This is a genomic window from Streptomyces sp. LS1784 (genome assembly GCF_020103755.1).
GTDB lineage: Bacteria > Actinomycetota > Actinomycetes > Streptomycetales > Streptomycetaceae > Kitasatospora.
The window spans coordinates 1-2,490 of record NZ_JAHSQD010000852.1 but is presented as its reverse complement, the minus strand read 5'-3'; the positions used below and the strand labels follow the sequence as shown (position 1 = coordinate 2,490).

Here is a 2,490-nt window from a genome sequence, read left to right as displayed (position 1 = left end):
CGGCCTCCGCCGACTTCCTCGACCTCACCGAGGCCGAGACCGCGGGCGAGGCCGGCGGCCGCACCGCCCGCGCGCGCGGCCGCTTCACCCGCAACTTCGTCATCCAGGCCAGCGCCGCCGACTGGGCGCTGGCCCTGCTCGCCGCGCTGCGCCGCCGGCTGAACGAACTGCCCGCGGCGAGCCCTGCGGACCGCCCGCACCTGGTGTTCTTCCAGCACGACGAGGTGATGGTGCACACCCCGGCCAACCTCGCCGACGAGGTGGCCGCCGCCGTCGCCGGGGCGGCCGACGAGGCCAGCCGGCTGGTGTTCGGCGACACCCCGGTGCGCTTCCCGCTCAGCACCGCGGTGGTGGACTGCTACGCCGACGCGAAGTAGCCGCTACAGCTTCCGGAAGGAGCGCGCGTCCTCGGCCGCCGCGACCACCTCGGCCAGCCCCGCCCCGGTCGAGGCGGTGACGGCGGCGGCCACCGCGCCCTCCACGAACGGCGCGTCCACCAGCTTCACGTTCGGGCGCGGCTCGTCCTCCAGCACCGTGACGGCGGTGAGCACCGAGCTGCCGAGGTCCGGCAGCACGACCACGCCCGCCCCGGCGTCGGCCCGCTCGATCGCCCCGGCGATCAGGTCGTAGCTGGTGCCCAGCCCGCCGTCCTCGGTGCCGCCCGCGACGACCACCCGCACACCGTCCGAGGCGAGTTCGCCGAGCAGCTCGCGCAGCCCCTCCGCGAGCCGGGCGCTGTGCGAGACCAGAACAATGCCCACGTTTTCGCTCATGTCCGCGACCCTACGGCCGGATCCCGCTGCTCCGGGAGAGTGATCGGAATCCCGCGTGTCGCACCCCGTGCCCGCCACCCCCGTCTGGCGTAGCGTCGGGGCAACGGCGTCGACCGCCGTGGCGTCCTCACCAAGGGAGCGAGAGCGTTGAAGAAGCTGATCAACACCCCGGAGAGCGTCCTGGAGGACGCGCTGGCCGGAATCGCCGCCGCCCACCCGGAGCTGACGGTGGACGTCCCCAACCGGGTGATCACCCGGGCCGCCCGCCCGGCCGGGCCCAAGGTCGCCCTGATCTCCGGCGGCGGCTCCGGCCACGAGCCGCTGCACGGCGGCTTCGTCGGCCCCGGCATGCTCGATGCCGCCTGCCCCGGCGAGGTGTTCACCTCGCCCGTCCCGGACCAGATGCTGGCCGCCGCCAAGGCCGTGGAGACCGGCGCCGGCGTGGTCTTCATCGTGAAGAACTACACCGGCGACGTGATGAACTTCGAGCTCGCCGCCGAGCTGGCCGCCGAGGAGGGCCTGGAGGTCCGCACCGTCCTGGTCAACGACGACGTCGCGGTCGAGGACTCCACCTGGACGGCCGGGCGCCGGGGCACCGGCGCGACCGTGCTGGTCGAGAAGACCGCCGGCGCGCTGGCCGAGCGCGGCGCCCCGCTGGACGAGGTGGCCGCCCTGGGCGAGCGGGTCAACGCCGCCTCCCGCTCCTTCGCCGTCGCGCTCACCGCGGCCACCGTCCCGGCCGCCGGCAAACCCGGCTTCGACCTGCCCGAGGACGAGATCGAGGTCGGCGTGGGCATCCACGGCGAGCCCGGCCGCCGCCGCGAGAAGCTCCGTCCGGCCCGCGAACTGGCCGCCGAGGTGGTCGAGACCATCCTGACCGACCACCACCTGACTCCGGGCGACGAGGTGATCGCCCTGCTCAACGGCCTCGGCGCGACCCCACTGCTGGAGCTGTACGTGGTCTACGGCGAGGTCGCCGCCAGGCTCGCCGAACGCGGCATCACGGTGGCCCGCAGCCTGGTCGGCAACTACGTCACCAGCCTGGACATGGCGGGCTTCTCGCTCACCCTCACCAAGGCCGACGCCCAGCTGCTGGAACTCTGGGACGCCCCGGTCGACACCCCCGCCCTCAAGCGGGCCTAGAACGGGTCTTCGCCCGACCCGGCAGGACCCACAGAACGCTGACCCGACAGGACCCACAGGACGCGTCCTGATCCGCACCGAAGGAGACCGGATGGACCCCGACACCCCGCAGTTCGACATCCCGCTGGCCGAGGCCTGGATCCGCGCGATCGCCGCCGCCGTCGAGAAGGAGCAGTCCCGGCTCACCGAGCTGGACTCCGCGATCGGCGACGGCGACCACGGCAGCAACCTCCAGCGTGGCTTCGCCGCAGCCCTGACCGCCCTGGACGGCCTCCGGCCGGCCGGGCCCGGCGCCGTCCTCACCAAGACCGGCACCACGCTCATCTCCAAGGTCGGCGGCGCCTCCGGCCCGCTCTACGGCAAGGCCTTCCGCGCCATCGGCGCCGCCCTGCCCGAAGCGGCCGGCCCTGCCGACGTCGCCGAGGCCCTGTCGGCCGGCCTGGACGCCATCCGCCTGCTGGGCAAGGCCGAACCCGGCGACAAGACCATCGTGGACGCCTGGACCCCGGCCGTCGCCGCCTTCCGCACCGCGGCCGCGGCCGGTGCCGGCCTCCCCGCGTCGGCGGCCGCGGCC

At 74.7% G+C, this 2,490-nt stretch carries 3 protein-coding genes and 1 pseudogene; 3 read left to right on the top strand and 1 reads right to left on the bottom strand.

Annotation, left to right across the window (positions count from 1 at the left end; translation table 11 throughout):
- Positions 1 to 377, top strand: a pseudogene (locus tag KS423_RS43375) (bifunctional 3'-5' exonuclease/DNA polymerase); the annotation flags it as partial.
- Between the two features lie 3 nt (positions 378 to 380).
- Here KS423_RS43375 and dhaM read toward each other — a convergent pair.
- A complete protein-coding gene (gene dhaM / locus KS423_RS43370; protein WP_224285193.1) occupies positions 381 to 773 on the bottom strand; it encodes a dihydroxyacetone kinase phosphoryl donor subunit DhaM in 393 nt (130 codons plus the stop codon).
- A gap of 147 nt (positions 774 to 920) precedes the next feature.
- Here dhaM and dhaK point away from each other — a divergent pair, with 147 nt between their 5' ends.
- Together dhaK and dhaL are read left to right on the top strand one after the other, a co-directional pair.
- Positions 921 to 1,916, top strand: a complete 996-nt coding sequence (dhaK, locus tag KS423_RS43365) for a dihydroxyacetone kinase subunit DhaK (RefSeq protein WP_224285192.1) — start codon at positions 921 to 923, stop codon at positions 1,914 to 1,916.
- A 91-nt stretch (positions 1,917 to 2,007) separates the two neighbouring features.
- A partial coding sequence (gene dhaL, locus KS423_RS43360) for a dihydroxyacetone kinase subunit DhaL (RefSeq protein WP_224285191.1) occupies positions 2,008 to 2,490 on the top strand: 483 nt, incomplete at its 3' end.